General features: G+C 71.6%; 12 protein-coding genes and 2 pseudogenes. 8 read left to right on the plus strand and 6 right to left on the minus strand.

Going from position 1 to position 17,839, the window contains the following annotated elements; genetic code table 11:
* Positions 1 to 5: 5 nt before the first annotated feature.
* A complete protein-coding gene (locus ACGFIO_RS07325; RefSeq protein WP_392823262.1) occupies positions 6 to 857 on the minus strand; it encodes a hypothetical protein in 852 nt (283 codons plus the stop codon).
* 10 nt (positions 858 to 867) lie between these two features.
* On the minus strand, positions 868 to 1,185 hold the full coding sequence (locus ACGFIO_RS07330; RefSeq protein ID WP_392823265.1) for a hypothetical protein: 318 nt from the start codon (positions 1,183 to 1,185) through the stop codon (positions 868 to 870).
* 491 nt (positions 1,186 to 1,676) lie between these two features.
* On the opposite strand from ACGFIO_RS07330, the gene ACGFIO_RS07335 reads away from it, so the two are divergent.
* Together ACGFIO_RS07335 and ACGFIO_RS07340 are read left to right on the plus strand one after the other, a co-directional pair.
* Positions 1,677 to 2,177 carry a helix-turn-helix transcriptional regulator gene (locus ACGFIO_RS07335; protein WP_392823266.1) on the plus strand — a complete coding sequence of 167 codons (501 nt, stop codon included), beginning with the start codon at positions 1,677 to 1,679 and terminating at the stop codon, positions 2,175 to 2,177.
* Between the two features lie 122 nt (positions 2,178 to 2,299).
* Positions 2,300 to 3,079: pseudogene (locus ACGFIO_RS07340) on the plus strand (LLM class flavin-dependent oxidoreductase).
* Between the two features lie 97 nt (positions 3,080 to 3,176).
* Here ACGFIO_RS07340 and ACGFIO_RS07345 read toward each other — a convergent pair.
* The 3 genes and pseudogenes from ACGFIO_RS07345 to ACGFIO_RS07355 all read right to left on the minus strand — a co-directional run.
* Entirely contained in the window at positions 3,177 to 5,282 is a 2,106-nt protein-coding gene (locus tag ACGFIO_RS07345) for a SulP family inorganic anion transporter (protein ID WP_392823268.1), read from the minus strand.
* Between the two features lie 69 nt (positions 5,283 to 5,351).
* Positions 5,352 to 6,974, minus strand: a complete 1,623-nt coding sequence (locus ACGFIO_RS07350) for a protein kinase (RefSeq protein ID WP_392823271.1) — start codon at positions 6,972 to 6,974, stop codon at positions 5,352 to 5,354.
* A gap of 321 nt (positions 6,975 to 7,295) precedes the next feature.
* Positions 7,296 to 8,225 (minus strand): annotated as a pseudogene (locus tag ACGFIO_RS07355) (glycoside hydrolase family 26 protein); the annotation flags it as partial.
* 109 nt (positions 8,226 to 8,334) lie between these two features.
* Here ACGFIO_RS07355 and ACGFIO_RS07360 point away from each other — a divergent pair.
* The 3 genes from ACGFIO_RS07360 to ACGFIO_RS07370 all read left to right on the plus strand — a co-directional run bounded on the left by ACGFIO_RS07360 (position 8,335) and on the right by ACGFIO_RS07370 (position 14,580).
* On the plus strand, positions 8,335 to 10,923 hold the full coding sequence (locus ACGFIO_RS07360) for a glutamate--cysteine ligase (protein ID WP_392823273.1): 2,589 nt from the start codon (positions 8,335 to 8,337) through the stop codon (positions 10,921 to 10,923).
* Positions 10,924 to 11,053: 130 nt separating this feature from the next.
* Entirely contained in the window at positions 11,054 to 12,829 is a 1,776-nt protein-coding gene (locus ACGFIO_RS07365; RefSeq protein WP_392823276.1) for an N-acetylglutaminylglutamine amidotransferase, read from the plus strand.
* Complete coding sequence (locus tag ACGFIO_RS07370; RefSeq protein ID WP_392823278.1) at positions 12,826 to 14,580, plus strand: prolyl oligopeptidase family serine peptidase; 1,755 nt, start codon at positions 12,826 to 12,828, stop codon at positions 14,578 to 14,580. Before ACGFIO_RS07365 ends, ACGFIO_RS07370 begins: the two co-directional genes overlap by 4 nt.
* On the opposite strand, the gene ACGFIO_RS07375 is transcribed toward ACGFIO_RS07370, so the two are convergent.
* A complete protein-coding gene (locus ACGFIO_RS07375) occupies positions 14,558 to 14,995 on the minus strand; it encodes a hypothetical protein (RefSeq protein WP_392823280.1) in 438 nt (145 codons plus the stop codon). The genes ACGFIO_RS07370 and ACGFIO_RS07375 overlap by 23 nt on opposite strands.
* Before the next feature lie 167 nt (positions 14,996 to 15,162).
* Here ACGFIO_RS07375 and ACGFIO_RS07380 point away from each other — a divergent pair, with 167 nt between their 5' ends.
* The 3 genes from ACGFIO_RS07380 to ACGFIO_RS07390 are packed head-to-tail and all read left to right on the plus strand — an operon-like array spanning position 15,163 to position 17,830.
* Complete coding sequence (locus tag ACGFIO_RS07380; protein WP_392823283.1) at positions 15,163 to 16,470, plus strand: nitrate/nitrite transporter; 1,308 nt, start codon at positions 15,163 to 15,165, stop codon at positions 16,468 to 16,470.
* Positions 16,471 to 16,521: 51 nt separating this feature from the next.
* Positions 16,522 to 17,313 carry a hypothetical protein gene (locus ACGFIO_RS07385; protein WP_392823285.1) on the plus strand — a complete coding sequence of 264 codons (792 nt, stop codon included), beginning with the start codon at positions 16,522 to 16,524 and terminating at the stop codon, positions 17,311 to 17,313.
* Between the two features lie 10 nt (positions 17,314 to 17,323).
* The gene (locus tag ACGFIO_RS07390; protein ID WP_392823288.1) at positions 17,324 to 17,830 is read left to right on the plus strand and encodes a DinB family protein; all 507 of its coding nucleotides are present in this window, start codon (positions 17,324 to 17,326) and stop codon (positions 17,828 to 17,830) included.
* Positions 17,831 to 17,839 lie beyond the last annotated feature (9 nt).

Here is a 17,839-nt window from a genome sequence, read left to right on the forward strand (position 1 = left end):
CACCTTCAGAAGTGCAACTCGGGCCCGGACGGATACCCGTGGACATGGCCCTGTGAGTCCATGACCGCGGTGACCCGCGTCTGATAGCCGCCGTAGTACCCGGACCCGACCTTGTGGCCGAAGTCGAGTTCCCGGATGTTGGGGTTGCCGTTCACCGGCGTCCCCTTGTACCAGGCCTCATAGGTGTACAGGTTCGCCTCCCGTTCGGTCTCGAAGTACGAGGTCGGCTTCCCCTGCTGGATGCGCAGCTCGTACTGCGGCGTGCCGCGGATGTGCCCCTGCTGCTGCTGACTGATCCGCTCGATCGGCTGCGGTGGTGGATTGAACCCGCCGGGCGGCGGAGCGGCGGCCGCCTGCGCGAGTACGTCATCCGGGGTGGGCAGGCCGGTCCGGGCCAGGTCGGTGGCTTCCGGCCCAGCGTCGCCGCGCGCCTTGATCCGGGTCGCCATCGCCTGCAGGAAGTCGTTGATCAGCGTGGCGAATCCGTCGGCGACCTCCGGTTCGCTTCGAAAGACGGCGTCCCAGGACGGCAGGACCCGGACGATCTCGCCCTTGGCATAACCCACATCCTCGCCGTACGCCCGGGTGATCCGGGCCAGCCGCGCCATGCCGTCGGAGTCCTGCTCGACCCGCTGCCGCAACTCCCCGATCTTGGCGTCGAAGACCCGTCCCACCGAGTCCGGCCACGCCGTGTCGGGCAGGTCCTTGGTCGAGGAGGCGGCGTACCGGAACGAGGCGACCGCGTCGGCCCAGTCGTGCGCCAGCACCGCCGTGACATCCTCGTTCGCGGTGGGCCACCGGACCCGTCCCTGAACGGCCTGCCACAGTCGCGAGTCGACCGGCTCGGCGATCGCCATGGCCGCCCCCTCAGTTCGGGAATCCGTCGGCGGCGATGGTCTCGCCCCCGATGTAGATGTTCATGCCGGCCACCCCGGCCCCGGCCAGTTCCTCGTACAGCCCCGGGGTCTGGCCGGCGCTGGTCCGCACGATCCGGGCCGGGTCCTCATAGGTCTCCCGGAACGCCCCCGCGAGCACGTCCCCGGCGCCGATACCGGCCTGCCCACCCTGAATGGCCTGGCTGATCCCCGCCCAGTCCTCGCCGAGCCTCTGGCCGACCCTCCCGAGACTGTCGAGCGCCCCCGCCAGCGTAGGGGTGCTCATCCCCATCCAGTCCTCGTAACCCATACCCGCCACCCTCCTGGCCTTCCCGCGTCCACAGCGCCCCGTGGCCGCTTCCGGCCGCCCCGTCTCCCCTTCCCCTCCCCTTCCTTCCCCACCCCGCTACCCACCGTGACGCCACGCTGCCCGCCCCACCTCCTGCCCGGCCCCTTTGCTCTGCGTACCAATGGTTGCCCCCCTCTCCGACCTGCCCTTCCTCGCCGCGCTGCGAACAGCGGACCGATGAGGACGATCGCTCTACGTGAACAGCTACGGATCGCCGCAAGCACAGGCCCCTCGCCGGGCCCGAGGAAACCCCGCCTGGCCAGCGCTTTCTCTCGTCGCCAGCCCCGCCGCCGCCCAGATCGGCGGGCCTTTCGCGACTGCCTGCCCAGGTGCGGAGGTCGAGCCCGCGATCGATTTGGGGGGCGAGCATTGGTGCGCAGAGCAAAGGGCGCGCGAGGGGTTGTCCACAGGGGGCGGGCGGCGGGGAGGGAAGGTCTGTCAGCATCGGCGGCATGGCGGAAATGAGGCGGCGTTACGCGTTTCCTGCGGCCGGGTTGGTGCGGAGCGCGCGGCGGAAAGCGAGCTGCAGTCAGCGCGAGCTGGCGAAGCGGGCGGGTGTGTCACGGGCGGCGATCGGCAAGATCGAGGCCGGGACGATGATGCCCAGTCTGGGGCTGATGCTGTGGGTGCTGCGGACAGCGGGGTTCTGGCTGGTCGCGGTCGATGCCGGCGGGCGGCTCGTGCTGCCCATGGAGGACTGGGAGAACACCCGCGACGGGGCCGAGCGGCGCTATCCGAGCCATCTTGACACGATTCTCGATCCCGACCCGGGCGAGTGGTGGGGAGATCTCTACGGGCTGGCCCGGCCGCCGGAGACGTTTCATCGAGACCGGGAGTTGCGGGACGCCATCCGGGCGCGCAGTCAGTACGAGGTGCGGGCGTCCAAGTACCGATTCGGCCCGCCGCCACTTGATCCGGAGTACTGGTGGCGGTTGCGTCAGGGCTGGGACTGAACCGGGGAGGCGGCTGGTCGTCGTTCGGGAGGACGTCGTCTGAAGGAGTGCGGGTGGCACGGAAATTTCGGTTTGGACTGGCCGGGGCGCCGTTCGGGATCGGGACCGCGCGGTTCGGGTCGGTGCGGGAGTGGGCGGATGTCGCACGGCGGGCCGAGGGGCTCGGGTTCGACACGTTGCTGGTACCGGACGGGCCCAAACGGTTCTCGGCGTTCCAGGCGTTGGCGGTCGCCGCGGCGGTGACCGAGGATCTTCGGCTGGGGACGATGGTGGTGCCGGTGCCGCTGCGGGCGCCCGGGGTGGTCGCGTGGGAGACGGCCACGCTGGATCAGTTGTCGGGTGGGCGGTTCGAGCTGGGGCTGGGGTCAGGGCATCCGGCCAACGAGAGTGGTACGCGGTAGCTCGGCGAGTCGTACGGGACGGCGGGCCGGCGGGTGGCACTGGTCGGCGAAACGATCGCGGCGGTCGACCGGCTGGCCGCTGAGGCGCCGGTGCAGCCGGTGCAAAGGCCCCGGCCGCCGATCATGGTGGCGGGGAAGAGCGACCGGTTGCTGCACCTCGCGGCGCGGCGGGCCGACATCATTCATCTCGGCGTGGCCACCGAGGAGGAGCTGGGACGGAAGGTCGCGATTATCCGGGACGCCGCGGGGGATCGGTTCGACGAGCTGGAGCTCAGCGTCTCGATCTTTCACATCGGCGGTGGCGAGGAGCCGGCCTGGTTGCGAAACTACGGGATTCTGCCGGGGGTCGACCACGTCTCGGCGATTCGTACCGACGACACCGAGGCCGTGATCGACACCCTGCAGCGGTTGCGTGAGCAGTACGGGGTCTCGTATTTCCCGATCAGCCCGGCGGCGGTCGAGACGGCCACCCCGCTGGTCGCCCGGCTGGCCGGGAAGTGAGCCACGCTTCCCGGCCCGGCCGCGGGAAATGAGCCAGGCTTCCCGGCCCGGCCGCAGGAAATGAGCCAGGCTTCCCGGCCCGGCGGCGGGAAGTGAGTCAGGCTTCGACCGGGCGGCGCAGGCCCTCCTGTTCGTCCACTGTGTACATGCGAGTCTCGGCCAGGTCGAAGTAGAGGCCGGCCAGGCGCAGGCGTCCCTCGGCCACGGCCGCACCGACGCTGGGGTACGTGCGCAGGTTGCGCAGCTGCTGCACCACGTTGGCGGTGATGCAGCGCTCCTCGTCGTCGCCCTCGACCGCGGTGTGCGCCGTGGTCAGCCAGCGGCCCAGCGAGGTGTCGGACGGCGTGCCGCCGGACATCATCGCGCGGACGGCGCCGCAACCGGAATGGCCGCAGACGGTGATGACCGAGACGCCCAGGACGTCGACCGCGTACTCGACCGCGGCACCGACCGACGAGTCGGCGGCGCCGTGCGGCGGGACGATGTTGCCGACGTTGCGGACGCAGAAGAGGTCGCCGGGACCGCTGCCGGTGATCAGGTTGGGGACCACGCGGGAGTCGGCGCAGGTGATGAAGAGCTGCTCCGGTTGCTGGCCGGCGCGGGCCAGACCGGCCAGGTGAGGCCGGACCAGCGGGGCGACCGTACGCTCGAACTCGTCGATGCCGGCGGTCATGGCGTCCCGGCCGCCGCGGTCGTAGGCCTGCCAGCGCGACCACGACCCCAGCAAGCGTGGCGGGCCGCTGCGGGCCGAACCCAGGCGGCCGGCCGTCGCCCGGTGGAACCAGGAGTCGTGGACCTCGCGGATGGCCACCCGGCCGCCCGTCCGCTCGTACGCGTCGCGCCAATCTCTTATCGTTTCGAAAGCGCCGTGGTCGAGGTAGTCCAGATGCAGCTCGACCTCGACCGAGCCGGATTCGGGCAGCGCCGCCAGCTGACGGGACAGCCGGGCCGAGCCGACGAAGCACAGGGTGCCGCTGATGTTCACCAGCCAGTGGCCGGGGTGGGTCTCGGTGCTGCGGATGTCGCAGCGGGCCACCCGCCACAGCATCGACAGTGCCGCCACGGCCATACCCAGCACCACCCCGGTGAGCAGGTCGATAACGATCACGCCGGCCGCGGTGGCCAGGTATGTCGGCAGTTCGCGGTGCCGCACGTACTCGCGGATGTGGCTGAGGTCGACCAACCGTAGGCCGACCACCACCAGCACGGCCGCCAGCGCGGCGAGCGGGATCCGCTCGAGCAGGACCGCGCCGAGCAGCACGAAGGCGGCCACCCAGACGCCGTGCAGGATGGCCGAGGCGCGGGTCCGGGCGCCGGCCGCGACGTTGGCCGAACTGCGCACGATCACGCCGGTCACCGGCAGGCCGCCGAGCAGGCCGGACACGGTGTTGGCGGCGCCCTGGGCGATCAGCTCCCGGTTGAGCCGGGCGCGGCGGCCGTCGTGCAGCTTGTCCACGGCGACCGCGGACAGCAGCGACTCGACGCTGGCGACCAGGGCGACGGTGAGTGCGGCGACGGCGATGGCGCCGACCGGGGCGTCCGGCCACCGGGGCAGGACCATCGCGTCCAGTGGCTGGGCCGGCAGGTCGACGCGGGCCACGTCGAGGCCGGCCAGGGCGGCGGTCAGGGTGCTGGCGACCACGGCGATCAGGGCGGCGGGCAGCAGGGAGGTGCGTACGACGCGGGGCCAGAGCAGCATGATGGCCACGGCGAGCAGGCCGATCAGGACCGAGGGGGTGTGCGAGCCGGCGATCTGGCCGGGCAGGTCGCGCAGGTTGGCCGGGGCCGAGCTCTGCGACCGGCCGCCGAGGACCACGTGCAGCTGGCTGAGGGCGATCACCACGCCGATGCCGGCCAGCATGCCGTGCACGACGGCGGGTGACAGGGCCAGCGCGGCGCGGCCGAGGCGGGCCGCGCCCAGGCCGATCTGGACCAGGCCGGCCAGCGCGACCACGGCGGCCGTACCGGCCCAGCCGAGGTCGGCGACGACCCCGGCGACGATCACGGTGAGTCCGGCGGCGGGGCCGCTCACCTGTAGCGGGGCGCCGCTGAGGGCGCCGGCGACGATGCCACCGCAGACGGCGGCGATGAGTCCGGCCATCAGCGGCGCACCTGAGGCGGCCGCGATGCCGAGGGACAGGGGGATGGCGATGAGGAAGACCACCACGGAAGCGGGCAGGTCTCGTCGGAACAATTCCGGCATATCGGAAACCGTACGGCAGCCCGGTTAACCGCGCGTTACGCGTTCGGAGCACTCAGCAAAGACACAGGGTCAGTCGGCGAGGCTGTAACCCCAAGTGAGCCACTGTTCCCGCAGTGGCTGGGCGGGATCCGAGGACTTCTGGTCCCATGGCGTACGCATCGTCAGCACACCCGACCCGTCGGGCCGCGACTCACCGTCGTCCCACCAGAGGGCGGCGTACCACTTGTCGTCCTCGGCGGCCCGGTACGTGTACTCGATGTACTTCCCGCGCCGCTTGTCGGGACTGATCCCGGTCTGGCTCAGGCAGTCGCACTCCGAGTTCTTGTGCAGGTTTTGCACTAGCGCCCGTTCCGCGTTGCGGCGCCCGCTGTCCTTGTACAGCACGTACGTGACCTTCACGTCGCCGACCACGCAGCCGCGCCGGGCGAGTTGCTTCTCGTTCGGCGTGCCGGCGGTGCAACCGTCGAGCGGCTGCTTCCCGGCGAACGTCTGCAGTTCGACCAGCGCCGGATCGGGCCGGTTATCGCCGCCCGACGCGTCCGTGCCGTCGGACGTCGTGGTGTCGCGGCCCTGCGCGCGGTCCCACCACAGATAGCCGGAGACGCCGGCGCCGCCGAGGATCAGCAGCACCAGGACGAAGGTCAGCGCGATCTTGCCGCCGGTGCGGCGCGGCGGCCGCGGCGGATGACCCGGATAGGCGGGGTACGGCACGGCCGGACTCTGCGGCGCCGCCGACGGCAGCTCGCGCAGCGTCGGCTCGATCAGCTTTTGCGGTGGCACGAACGGCAGGGCCGCACCCGGCTGGTAGGCGATCGGCGCACCCGACGTCGGGCGCTGGTCCGGTGGCGCCGTCAACGCCGGGGCGCCGGAGGTCGGGCGACCCGACGGCGCCATCAGCGCCTGGCGTACCTGGCCCGCGGTCGGCCGTTGCCGCGGATCCTTGCGCAGGCAGGCCTGGACGAGCTCGGCCAGTTGCCCGGACAGCCCGTGCAGTCTCGGCTCGGCCTGGACCACGGCCACCCCGACCGCGACCGGGCTGGCGCCGGGGAACGCGTGCTTGCCGGTGGCCGCGAACACCATCGTCGACGCCCACGAGAACATGTCGACGGCCGGCCCGAGCGGCTGGTTCTCCACCTGCTCGGGCGCCATGAAGTGGGCGCTGCCGATGACCCGGCTGGCCGCCTGGTGCACCTGTTCCCAGGCCCGGGCGATGCCGAAGTCGATCACCTTGACGCCACTCGGCCCGAGGATGATGTTGGCCGGCTTGAAGTCGCAGTGCACCACGTTGGCGCCGTGGATGGCCTCCAGCGCGATGACGGTCTGGATGGCCAGGTCGTTGAGCCGGCTGCCGCGCAGCGGACCGCGCCCGGTGACCACGTCCTCCTGCAGGGTCGGCCCGTCGACGAACTCGGTGACGATGTACGGCGGGTCGGCGTCGAGGTCGAACGTGATAACGCCGGCGGTGACGAAGGCGGCGACCGACTGGGCGCTCTCCAACTCGCGGTTCAGCGTCGACTTGAGCCGGCCGGTGTCGTCGAAGTCGGTGTTGAGCACCTTGACCGCGACGCGTTCGTCGCCGTCGTCGGTGCCCAGATAGACAGTGCCCTGACCGCCCCCGCCCAGCTTCTTGAGCAGGCGGTAGGGGCCGACCTGGCGCGGGTCCCGCGCGCCCAGCTCCATCACACCCGACATGCAGGGAAGTGTCCCCTACCGGCGCCAGTCGCACAGCCCCAGGGTCGGTTCCTTGATCGCGAAATCTCAGCCCGAGAACCGGGCGCTGCGGGCCATCGCGCGGTAGGCGGCGAGCGCGTCACTCGACGTGTCGAATCGGAAGTTGTGCTTGGAGTCGTCCTGCACGTCGGTGTCGAACCAGACCACCGCGCCGATCGACGGCGTTGTCCGTACGTACGCGGACAGCTTCTTGATCCACGCCGCCTTGGTGCCGCGACCGAAGTCGATGGCCGCCGTCTCGGTCACGATGACCGGTTTGCGTTTCCCGTACGCGGAGACCACCGGCCGGAACAGCGTCGACGGTGACTCGGAGTAGAAGTTGTAGCCCGACACGCCGACCCAGTCCACATAGGCGTCACCGGGGTAGTAGCGGCTGATCGCGTTGGCCCGCGTGTTGGGCGAGGAGTTCCAGTTCGGGCTCCAGACGAAGGCGACGTTGTCCGCCCCGTTGGCCCGGAAGATCCGGTGGATCCGGCGGTACGCGGTCACGTACAGGCCCGGGTTGCCGCCGTTCTGCGGGCCGCCCCACTCGAACCAGTCGCCGTTCATCTCCCAGGCCCAGCGCAACAACATCGGTTTGCCGTACGCGGCCAGCTTCTTCGCCGCGGCCTCGATGACCGCGTCCTGCGCGCCACTGGCCACCGGGGCCAGCTTCATCCCGTGCCAGGACACCATCAGCGTCGACTTCCCGATCGACACGTCCGACGGCATCCGCTCGGACCACCCGTAGAAGAGGTGCACGATCTTCTGGTCGCGGCCGAGCTGGCGACGGCGCAGCGCGAGGCTCTCGGACAGCGACATTCCGCCCAGGGCCAGGTACGACCCGAGCATGGCCCGGTCGAGCGCCGGCACCGGCCCGCCCTTGCCGGTCTTCTTGGCGACCTCCTCGACCTTCGGCTCGTCGCCCTTTCGGGGAGCCTTCGTCGTCGCGGACGGGCTGGGTGCCGACGAGGGTGACGGAACGGTCAATTCCGGCGAAGTTGACATCGGAGTGAAGATCGTCCGCTCCGGAGGGGCCGCGGAAGGGGCGTTCCGGGAACAGGCGGCCATCGACGCGGTCAGCGCCGCCAGGGTCAGGACTCCACGGCGGCGCACACGTAAGCCGTCCTCAGCCCCACCGCCGCCCCTGACCGGCCTGAAGGCAGAGTTGGATTTCACGTGGCCTGACGCTACATGCCTCTGAGCTGCGGGAATACCCCCGGACGAGGACATTGACCGACGTCAGGAAGCTTGACGAACGCTGGAAATGGGCACGTCACATGCCTGGAACATGAAATGGCGAGGCTCCGGGGACGGTATCCGGAGGGACAGAGGCGGTGGCATGACGGAGTCACTCAAAGTCGCGGCGGACGACGGGATGGAGGGCACCGGTGACATCAGCGAACTCACCCTCGGCGTCGAGGAAGAGCTGCACGTCGTCGACCTGAAGACCCGGGAGCTCGTACCCCGGGCCCCCGATCTGCTCGAACGCCTCGACCCGGAACACTTCTCGGCCGAGCTGCACCGCTCCGTCGTCGAGACCAACACCCCGGTCGCCGCGACCCTGGACGACCTGCGCGACGGCATCGTCCGGCTGCGCCGCGAGGCCATCGGGGTCGCCGAGGCGCAGGGACTCGGGCTGGTCGCCGCGGGCACCGTCCCGCTCGTCGACCTGGACGCGCTGCCGGTCACACCGACCTCGCGCTATCGCCGGATGCTCGACGAATACCAGATGCTGGCCCGCGAGCAGCTCATCTGCGGAGCCCAGGTGCACGTCGGGATCCCCGACCGGGACGAGGCGGTGTCCGTCGCCCAGCGCGTCGCGCCCGCCCTGCCGGTGCTGCTGGCGCTGTCGGCCAGCTCGCCGTTCTGGATGGGCGAGGACTCCGGCTATGCCAGCGTCCGCTCGCTGGTCTGGCTGCGCTGGCCGACCGCGGGCGACAGCGGCGAGGTGACCTCGGCCGCCGACCACGACCAGCTGGTCGCCGACCTGATCGCGTCGGGCACGATCACCGACCCCAAGATGGTCTACTTCGACGTACGCCCGTCGGCCCACCTGCCCACCGTCGAGCTGCGGGTCACCGACGCCAGCCCCGACGCGGACACCGTGGTGCTGCTGGCCGGGCTGTTCCGGGGGCTGGTGCTGCGGGCCCGGCAGGAGTACGCGGCCGGCCGCCCGATCGAACGCATCCGCCCGCCGCTGCAACGGGCGGCGATGTGGCGCGCGGCCCGCTCCGGGCTCGAAGGCGACCTGCTCGACCTGCCCCGCTCCCCCGCGCCGGTGCCCGCGGCGGTGGCCGTCGAACGGCTGATCGGCGACCTGCGCCCGCAACTGGAAGAACTGGGCGACTGGGAGCAGGTGTTCGACCTGAGCGTGCAGGCGCTGAGCAAGGGCAGCTCGGCGTCCCGGCAGCGGCGGGCCATGCAGCGACGCGGGCGCCTCTCCGACGTGGTCGACCTGGTGGTGGCCGACACCCGGGGCGGTGCGACAGGCATCGGCCCGAGCGGCCAGACCGTGCCGGCCGGGCTGTTCCCGTACCGTGCCGAGGGCGACGAGGCCTTCCCGGGCGGCGACGTGGCTCACGCGTACACCGGGATCGTCAATGTTCTGACCGCCCTGGGCAGTGCCGGTCTGCGCCGGCGCGAGGACGCCCGCGACGACGAGCAGCGCGCCCGCGGCATCACGTTCTCGGTGGCCGGTGAGGCCTCGACCCGGCTGTTCCCGTTCGACCTGGTGCCGAGGCTGGTCCCGGCGGACGACTGGCGGCAGCTGCAGGAAGGCCTCAAGCAGCGGGTACGGGCCCTCGACGCGTTCGTCGGGGACGTCTACGGCGACCGGCTCGTGGTCAAGGACGGCGTGGTGCCCGAGTGGGTGATCGACGGATCGCCCGAGCTGCGGCCCAGCGGCGCCCTGATCGCCCGCCCCGGCGTCCGCGCCCAGGTCGCCGGGGTGGACCTGGTCCGTGACGGCGCCGGCCGATGGTGTGTGCTCGAGGACAACCTGCGGGTTCCGTCCGGCATCGGGTACGCGATGCAGAACCGCCGCCTCACCGAGAGCGTCCTGCCCGAACTGCCCCGCCCCGACGGCCTGCTCGGCGTCGAGGACACCCCCGCCCTGCTGCTGACCGCGCTGCGCGAGGCGGCGGGCCCGTCGGCCGGCGACGACCCCAACGTGGTGCTGCTCAGCCAGGGCCCCGACGACTCGGCCTGGTTCGAGCACCGGATGCTGGCCGAGGAGATGGGCATTCCCGTCGTCCGCAGCACCGAACTGTTCGTCGACGACGGCGTGGTGCACCGGATCCGGGACGGCAAACGGCACCGGGTCGACGTGATCTACCTGCGGACCGACGAGGACAGCCTGATGCACGCCCCCGGCGCCGACGGCATGCCGCTCGGGCCGAGCCTGGTCGCGGCCCTGCACGCGGACACCGTCGTGCTGGCCAACGCGCTCGGCAACGGCATCGGCGACGACAAGGCCGTGTACGCGTACGTGCCCAAGCTGATCGAGTACTACCTGGGCGAGAAGCCGCTGCTGGCCGACGTGCCGACGTACCTCTGCGGCATTCCCGAGCAGCGGGCCGAGGTGCTGGGCCGGCTCGACGAGCTGGTCTGCAAGCCGGTCGACGGGTACGGCGGCGACCGGATCCTGATCGGCCCGCACGCCCGGCCCGGTGAGCTGGACGCGGTCCGCAAGCAGATCAGGACCGCGCCGCACCGGTGGGTGGCCCAGGAGGTCGTGGACCTCTCCACGCACCCGACGTTCGACGGTCAGCAGCTCGAGCCCCGGCACGTCGACCTGCGGGCGTTCGTCTTCACCGGTCGCGAGTCGGTGGTGGCGGCGGCCGCTCTGACCCGGGTGGCCCCGGCCGGCTCCATGATCGTCAACTCGTCGCGCGGTGGCGGATCGAAGGACACTTGGCTGCTCAGCTGACCCGATGCCTATTTGTGCTCAGAACGCTCTGAGCACAAATAGGCATCACCCCCGACCCGATGCGTATTTGTGCTCAGAACGCTCTGAGCACGGATGCGCATCACCCACCCGACCCAGGAGGTTGCGAAACATGTGCGGCATTGCCGGAGAACTCCGCCTCGACGGGCGGCCCGCGGACGCCGAGGCGGTCCGCGCGATGCTGCCCTGCCTGGAGTCCCGTGGCCCGGACGGCGAGGGGCTGGTCGCCCGGGACGCGGTCGCCCTCGGCCATCGCCGCCTGAAGATCATCGACCTGTCCGAGGCCGGGCGGCAGCCGATGACCGACGACGAGCTCGGCCTCACCCTGGTCTTCAACGGCTGCGTCTACAACTACCAGCAGCTGCGGGACGAACTGCGCGGGTACGGCTACCGGTTCTTCTCCACCTCCGACACCGAGGTGATCATCAAGGCGTACCACCGCTGGGGCGCCGATTGTATCCGGCGGTTTCTGGGCATGTTCGCCTTCGCCATCGTCGAGCACGAGACCGGCACGGTGATGCTGGCCCGGGACCGGCTCGGGATCAAGCCGATGTACCTGGCCGAGACGCCGGGCCGGCTGCGCTTCGCCTCGACCCTGCCGGCCCTGCTCGCCGCGGGGGACGTCGACACCTCGCTCGACCGGGTGGCGCTGCAGCATTACATGACGTTCCACTCGGTCGTACCGGCCCCGCGGACGATCCTGGCGGGGGTGCGCAAGCTGCCGCCGGCCACGGTACGGGTGATCAAGGCGGACGGGACGAGCACCGAGCGGATCTACTGGGAGGCCGACTTCACCCGCGGCCGCGACCTCGGCCGGGACGAATGGGCGTACGAGATCGGGCAGAGGCTGCGGGTCGCGGTCGAGCGGCGGATGGTCGCCGACGTGCCGGTCGGGGTGCTGCTCTCCGGCGGGCTCGACTCCAGCCTGATCGTGGCCCTGCTGGCCGAGCAGGGGCAGCGGGGGCTGACCACGTTCAGCATCGGGTTCGAGGCGGCGGCCGGTGAGCAGGGCGACGAGTTCGCCTACTCCGACCTGATCGCCAAGGAGTTCGGCACCGAGCACCACCAGATCCGGATCGAGCGGGACCGGTTCCTGCCCGCGGTCGGCCGGACCGTGGCGGCGATGAGCGAGCCTATGGTCAGCCACGACTGTGTCGCCTTCAACCTGCTCTCCGAGGATGTCTCGCAGCACGTCAAGGTGGTGCAGTCGGGGCAGGGGGCGGACGAGATCCTGGCCGGGTACAGCTGGTATCCGCCGCTGGCGACCGTGCCCCGGGACGGCGCCGTCACGGCGTACGCGGCGGAATTCTTCGATCGTTCCCATGCCGAGCTCGCTCGGCAGCTGAGCCCGGAGTACCTCCTCGCGACCGATGTCAGCACCGAGTTCGTCGCCGCGCAGTTCGCCCGGCCCGGCGCCACCACCAGCGTGGACGCGGCGCTGCGGCTGGACTCGCAGGTGATGCTGGTCGACGATCCGGTCAAGCGGGTGGACAACATGACCATGGCCTGGGGGCTGGAGGCGCGGGTCCCGTTCCTGGACCACGAGCTGGTCGAGCTCGCGGCCACCTGCCCGCCCGAGCTGAAGCTCGCCTCGGGGGGAAAGGGCGTGCTCAAGGACGCCGCCCGGGGCGTGGTGCCCGACGAGGTGATCGACCGGACGAAGGGTTACTTCCCGGTTCCGGCCATCCGGCACCTCGAGGGACCCATGCTGGAGATGGTCCGGGACGCCCTGCACGCGCCCGCGGCCAGGACACGCGGATTGTTCCGCCCGGAGTACGTTGACGCGCTCCTCGCGGACCCGAATACTCCACGCACCACGCTCGGTGCGAACCAGCTGTGGCAGCTCGCCCTGCTCGAGATGTGGCTCCAGGACAAGGGGGTCGGATGACCGGTCAGCTCCACCGTCACGACGTCGCGGTACTCCCCGTCGGCTGGTCCGAGCGGAACTTACCGTCCGAGGCCGGCGGCACCTGGTCGCCGGCGCTGTCGCCGGATGGACGGCACACGGCGTACGTCTCCGACCGCGGCGGCGTGCCCCAGGCGTGGGTGCAGCCGGTCGGCAGTGAGCTGACCTTCCTGGTCGGCACCGGCGAGCACCCGGTGACGGCCGTGCAGTGGTCCACCGGCGGCGGATGGCTGGCCTGTCAGCTGGCGCCCGGCGGCGCGCCCCGGCACGAGGTGTGGCTGGTCCGGCCGGACGGCTCGGCGCTGCACCAGGTGGCCGGGTTCGGGGCCGACACCGCCGACAACATGCGCTGGCTGCCCGGCCGGTCGCTGCTCGCGGTCACCGAGAACCTGACCCGCGCCCTGGTCATCGACCCGGTCACCGGCGAGCGCCGGATTCTGTTCGAGGACGAGCTGGTCTCGCTGTTCGACGTGGACCCGGACTTCTCCCGGGCGCTGATCCGGCGCGGCCCGCGCGGCGCCCGGCACATCGCGGTGCGCGACCTGGCCACCGGCGTCGAGGAGTACGTGACCAGCGGCGAGGAGGCGGTGTTCGGGCCGGACGGGTCGATCTGGGCGCTCAGCGACGCCGGCGAGTTCCGGGTGCTGCTGCACGTCGTGGACGGCGTACCGGAGGTCGTGGCGTCGTCGCCCACCGCCGAGGTCGAGGCGTTCGCGCTGACCGCCGACGGCGGCCGCGCGGCGGTGCTGTGGAACGTGCGGGGCGGAACGTCGCGGGTCACGGTCCTGCCCGGCGAGACCGAGGTGCCGCTGCCGGGTTGGGTGGTGGGCGGTCTTTCCTGGAGTACGGACGGAAGCGCGCTGGCCTTCGCCGCCGAGGGCCCCGGGCAGCCCAACGGCACCTGGGTGTGGACCTCCTCCGCCGGCGTCGAACCGGTCTCGGCCGATCCCGCCGCCCCGGGCGCTGTCCGGCCCACCCTTGTCACGCTGCCGGCCCATGACGGGCTGACGCTGACCGGCTGGCTGTTCCGGCCGCCGGGCGCCGGCCCGCACCCGGCCGTGCTGTGGTTCCACGGGGGACCGGAGGCGCAGGAGCGGCCCGGGCACGGCCCGCTGTTCCAGTCGCTGGTCGACCGGGGCATCGCGGTCTTCGCGCCCAACGTGCGCGGGTCGTCCGGTTTCGGGCGCACCTTCGTCAACGCGGACAACGGCGTGCTGCGGTACGACGCGATCCGCGACGTCGAGTCCTGCGTCGACCACCTGGTCGCCACCGGCGTCACCGAGCCCGGCCGGGTCGGTGTCATGGGCCGCTCGTACGGCGGCTACCTGACCCTGGCCGCCCTGGTCACGTACCCGTCGCTGTTCGCCGTGGGCATCGATGTCTGCGGCATGTCCAACTTCGCGACCTTCTACGAGCACACCGAGCCGTGGATCGCGGCCGCCGCGGTCAGCAAGTACGGCGACCCGGTCACCGACGAGGCCCTGCTGCGCGACCTGTCCCCGATCACGCACATCGACCGCCTGCGCACCCCGTTGCTGATCGTGCACGGCGAGAACGACAGCAACGTCCCGGTGATCGAGGCCGAGCAGGTGGCCGCGGCCCTGACCGCGCGCGGCGTGGAGCATCGCTACCTGCTCTTCCGCGACGAGGGCCACGAGCTCCTGCACCGCCACTCCCGGGCGGAATACCTGCGCGAGACCGTCGACTGGCTCACCCGTCACCTGCGCGCCTGAGGATCGCCGCCACGTCGCCCTCGGTCCGTCCCACCCGCCCGTCGTCCCGGAGACGCTCCAGCCACTCCGGGGCGGCGTCCCGCACCTCGTCCATCGCCCGCCGTTCGGCCTCCCGCCGACGCGCCCACCGCCGGCATTTGGGCGGCGGGGTGAGCCGGCCGGGAAAGCCGGCGTGGAAGGTGCCGTCCGGGGCGTGGGCCACGGCCGCCCGCCCGGTGTCGGCGGCGAGCACCGTGCCGGTCAGCAGAGCCAGCTCGGCCCCCTCGGCCACATCGACACGGCTGAACGACACGAGTGTGTGGAGCCCGCTGCTCCACACCACCTGAATCGGACCGGCCACCGACCTGATCGGCTCGCACGGCGCGGGCGTGGCGGCCAGCCGGCGAACGACGTCGATCAGCCGGTGCTGGTCCATGTCGTCGGCTCCTTCGCTCGTGTGTCCTGGGTCGCACAGGTCCCAACGAGCGCCGGACCGCACCGTGACCAGGCCCACGTGTGGTGTGGGACAGATTCCGTTGTGACCTTGGGCCGGCCCGGACAAGTGTGGGGGGCGTTCCCCGTAGTCCGGCTGGAAGGTTTGAGATGGCCCTGCGAAGAGCCTGGGCCGTCTGGGCCGTGGGTCTGTCCGCCTACATCATCGCCGTGCTCAACCGCACCTCGCTCGGGGTCGCGGGCCTCGACGCGCAGGATCGCTTCGGCGTCGGTGCGAGCGCGCTCGCTTCGTTCGCGGTCCTTCAGCTGCTGGTGTACGCGGTCCTGCAAGTGCCCGCCGGCCTGTTGCTGGACCGCTTCGGCTCGTTGCGGATGGTGGTCGCCGGCGCGGTCGTGATGGCGGCGGGGCAGGCTCTGATGGCGTTCGCCGGCGGGATCACCGGTGCCGTCATCGCGCGCGTGCTGGTCGGGGCCGGTGACGCGGTGACCTTCCTGAGCGTGCTGCGGCTGGTGCCCCGCTGGTTCCCGGCCCGCCGGGTGCCGGTGCTGACCCAGCTGACCGGCATCGTCGGCCAGCTCGGCCAGATCCTGAGCGCCGTGCCGCTGGCCGCCCTGCTCGCCTACCAGGGCTGGACGGCCGCGTTCGTCGCCACGGCGGCGCTGGGCGTGCTGGTCGCGGTCCTCGCGGTGGTCGCCCTTCATGACACCCCGGAGGTACGGGTGAGCGCCGGCCCGGCCATCACCCCGCGGCAGGTGGCCACCGACCTCCGGCACGCCTGGCGTCATCCGGGCACCCGGCTCGGCCTGTGGACACACTTCACCACCCAGTTCACCGGCACGGTGTTCGCGCTGATGTGGGGCTTCCCGTTCCTGGTGGCCGGTGAAGGCCTGGCCCGGGGCACGGCGAGCGCGCTGCTCACCGTGTTCGTGCTAACCGGCATGGTGGCCGGGCCGGTGATGGGGGTGCTGGCCCAGCGGCATCCGTTGCGGCGGTCGTGGCTGGTGCTGGCGGTGGTCGTGATCAACGCGGCCGGGTGGGGCCTGGTGCTGGCCTGGCCCGGTCCGGCGCCGCTGCCCGTGCTGGTGCTGCTGGTGCTGGCGCTGGGCCTGGGCGGCCCGGGTTCGGTGATCGGCTTCGATCTGGCCCGTACGTTCAACCCGCCGGCCCGGCTGGGCACCGCGACCGGCATCGTCAACGTGGGCGGCTTCACCGCCTCGCTGCTGACCATCCTGCTGGTCGGGCTGATCCTCGACTGGCGGACCGGCGGGACGTCGGCCTACGGGCTGGACGACTTCCGGGTGGCCCTGAGCGTCCAATATCTGGTCGGTGTGATCGGGGTCGTCGGCATCCTGCGGACCCGGCGTCTGGCCAGGCGAAAGATGGCCGAGGACGGGGTGGTGGTGCGCCCGATCCGCGAGATTCTGGCCGAGCGCCGTGGTTTAGCGATTCGCCGCTAGGTAAAGGCACAGACTCACGCGTGGCGTCGAGAACAGGATTCTGAGGAGGACATGAGCGAGCAGGCAGTAGCACCAGAGCGGATCTGGTCCGGGATCGACATCACCAAGGCGCTGGGCGGTGCACTGGCCGCGGTGTGCGCGGCGGTGCTGGGTTCGTTCCTGGGGGTGGCCGGCACGCTGATCGGCGCCGCCCTGGCGAGCATCGTCGGCACCATCGGTACGGAGATCTACACCCGGTCGCTGAGGCGGGGCGCCGAGAAGCTGCAGACGCTGGCGCCGGCCTTCGTGACGGCACCGGCCGCGGTGGGCACCCCCGAGGTGGCCGCGGCGACCGACGACGACAAGCCGTCCGAGACGGTTCCCGAGGAGGAACGGGGGCACACGATCCGGTGGAAGCGGGTGGCACTGATCGCCGCCGGTGTGTTCGTGCTGACGATGGGTGCGCTGACCGCGGTCGAGCTGATCGCCGGCAAGTCGGTGGCGTCCATGGTCGGGCACGGTTCGTCCGGCTCGACCACGTTCAGCAGCGTGACCACGGACGGCGGCCACGACCAGCAGCAGCGGAACATCCCGGTCGAGCAGCCGTCGACCAACCCCGCGACCCGGTCGACGGGTACGCCGGCCGATCAGAGCAGTGCGCCGGCCGGAACGCCGACGACCGCCCCGACGGACGCGCCCCCCACCGGTGGCACGACGACCGGGCCGGCCGAGGCCCCGGCGACCGACGCGCCCACCCAGGGCAGCACGCCGGACAGCGGCACCGGGGAGGGGGACGGCACCGGCGAGGGCGGCGGTCAGCAGGAACAGCAGCAGGCGCCGCCGGGAGACAGCGGCAACGAGTGAGGGAGCAGCGGTGCGTGGCAACGAGGTGTTGATCGAGGCGTTCGGGCGGCTGCCCGAACTGGTCGCCCGGGCGGTCGAGGGGCTCAGCCCCGAGCAACTGCGCCAGGCGCCGGCCGAGGGCGCCAACACGATCGGCTGGCTGGTCTGGCACCTGACCCGGGTGCAGGACAGCCACCTCACCGAGCTGATCGGCGGCCAGGAGGTCTACGTCTCGGGCGGCTGGGCGCCGATGTTCTCCCAGCCCGCCGACTCCACCGACACCGGTTATGGGCACTCGGCCGAGCAGGTGGCGGCGCTGGCCCCGGAGACCTCGCAGGCGCTGCTCAACTACTACGCCGCCGTGCACGAGCGCACCCTGGACTACCTGCGCGAGGTGTCCGACGACGACCTCGACCGGGTGGTCGACAAGAACTGGGAGCCGCCGGTCACTCTCGCCGTGCGCCTGGTCAGCGTCTACGACGACGACGCTCAGCACGCCGGGCAGGCCGCCTACGCGCGCGGCCTGCTCGGCCTCTGAGCAAGGGCG

Origin of the sequence: Actinoplanes sp. NPDC049265 (assembly GCF_043197135.1) — a bacterium.
Lineage (GTDB): Bacteria > Actinomycetota > Actinomycetes > Mycobacteriales > Micromonosporaceae > Actinoplanes.